Origin of the sequence: Streptomyces aureoversilis, assembly GCF_042657885.1 — a bacterium.
GTDB lineage: Bacteria > Actinomycetota > Actinomycetes > Streptomycetales > Streptomycetaceae > Streptomyces > Streptomyces aureoversilis.
On record NZ_JBHSKJ010000059.1, the window covers coordinates 1 to 1988 of the forward strand.

Below are 1988 nucleotides of genomic sequence, written 5' to 3' on the forward strand. Positions count from 1 at the left end.
CCGGACCGGTCGCGCAGTTCAGGCCGATCATGTCGATGCCCAGCGGCTCCAGCGCCGTCAGGGCGGCCCCGATCTCCGAGCCGAGGAGCATCGTGCCGGTGGTCTCCACCGTGACCTGCACCAGCAGCGGCAGATCGACTCCGGCGGCCGCCATCGCCCGCCGTGCGCCGATCACCGACGCCTTCGTCTGCAGCAGGTCCTGCGTCGTCTCCACCAGGACCGCGTCCGCACCGCCGGCCACCAGGCCCTCGACGTTCTGCTGGTACGCGTCCCGCAGCGCCGCGTACGGGGCGTGGCCGAGCGTCGGCAGCTTCGTGCCCGGGCCGACCGAACCCAGCACCCAGCGGGCCCGCCCGTCCCCGGCCGCGAACTCGTCCGCGACCTCCCGCGCGATGCGGGCGCCCGCCTCCGACAGCTCGAAGATCCGCTCGGGGATGTCGTACTCGCCCAGCGCCGCCAGGTTCGCGCCGAAGGAGTTGGTCTCCACGCAGTCCACGCCCACCGCGAAGTAGGCCTCGTGGACGGAGCGGACGATGTCGGGGCGGGTCACGTTCAGGACCTCGTTGCAGCCCTCCAGCTGCTCGAAGTCCTCCATGCTGGGGTCCTGCGCCTGAAGCATCGTGCCCATCGCGCCGTCGGCCACCACGACCCGGGAGGCCAGCGCCTCCCGCAGCCCGGCGACGCGGGCGGCACCGCCGGCGGCAGCCGCAGTCACGACGCGCCGCCCGCGGTCGCCGGATCCGCCGGATCCGCCGGGTGCGCCGGATCCACCGGGTTCGGCAGATGCGGCAGATGCGGGGCGATCTCCCGTGCGGCCTGCGCCCCGTAGGCGGCCTCGATACGGGCCAGCAGGTCGTTCCACGCCGGCTTGTACTCCTGCGGGCCGACGGACTCCAGCACCAGCGTGGCCAGCGCGCAGCCCAGTTGCGCGGCGCGCTCGTACGGCTGCTGCCACACGACGCCGGCGAGGAAACCGGCCCGGAAGGCGTCGCCGACGCCCGTCGGGTCCTTGACGTCAGCGGTCGGAACGGCGGGAACGCGCAGCTCCGCGCCGCCCTCCTCCGTGATCACCACGCCGTTCTCCCCCAGCGTGGTCACCCAGGTGCCCACGCGCGCGAGGACCTCGGCCGCCGTCCAGCCGGTGCGTTCCTGCAGCAGCGCGGCCTCGTACTCGTTGGTGAACAGGAAGCGGGCGCCGTCCACCAGCCGGCGGGTCTCCTCCGCGCCCAGCCGGGCGAGCTGCTGCGAGGGGTCTGCGGCGAAGGGCAGGCCCGTGGCCCGGCACTCGTCCGTGTGCCGGAGCATCGCGGCGGGGTCGTTGGGGGCGACCACGACCAGGCCGAGGCCACCGACCCGCCGCGCCACCGGCGTCAGCTCGATCTCGCGGGCCTCGGCCATGGCCCCGGCGTAGAAGGTGGCGATCTGGTTCTGGTCGGCGTCCGTGGTGCACACGAAGCGGGCCGTGTGCAGGGACGCGCTGATGTGCACCGAGCCGGTGTCCGTCCCGTTGTCGCTCAGCCACTGCCCGTACTCGGCGAAGTCCGCGCCCGCCGCGCCGACGAGCACCGGGCGCAGGCCGAGCCGGCCCAGGCCGAAGGCGATGTTGGCGGCGACGCCACCGCGCCGGATCTCCAGCGTGTCGGCGAGGAACGACAGGGACACCTTGTCGAGCTGGTCGGGGATGAGCTGCTCGGTGAAGCGTCCGGGATAGACCATCAGGTGGTCGGTGGCAATCGAACCGGTCACGGCGATGCGCACGGGGTTCTCTCCCTGGGCTCGGGGCGAGGGGCGGTGGCGGTGGGTCCTGCGGTACGAGGGGCAGGGGGCGGGGGCGGGGCGGTGTGCCCCGCCCCCGGTCCGGCTAGAGGCCGGCGGCCTTCTTCAGGGCCTCCACGCGGTCCGTGCGCTCCCACGTGAAGTCCGGCAGCTCACGGCCGAAGTGGCCGTACGCGGCGGTCTGCGCGTAGATCGGACGCAGCAGGTCCAGG

The 1988-nt window shown here is 73.9% G+C and carries 3 protein-coding genes; all 3 read right to left on the reverse strand.

Annotated features, from left to right (window positions below; all coding sequences use genetic code 11):
- Nucleotides 1–715 (reverse strand): homocysteine S-methyltransferase family protein (locus tag ACFPP6_RS36375; protein ID WP_382051131.1); only part of this gene is annotated, 715 nt, incomplete at its 3' end.
- Nucleotides 712–1758: a carbohydrate kinase family protein gene (locus ACFPP6_RS36380; protein ID WP_382051132.1), complete on the reverse strand. Its 1047-nt coding sequence runs from the start codon at nt 1756–1758 to the stop codon at nt 712–714. The genes ACFPP6_RS36380 and ACFPP6_RS36375, both read right to left, overlap by 4 nt.
- A gap of 103 nt (nt 1759–1861) precedes the next feature.
- Nucleotides 1862–1988, reverse strand: a 127-nt coding sequence (locus ACFPP6_RS36385) for a methionine adenosyltransferase domain-containing protein (protein ID WP_382048548.1), incomplete at its 5' end; no start/stop codon positions are given.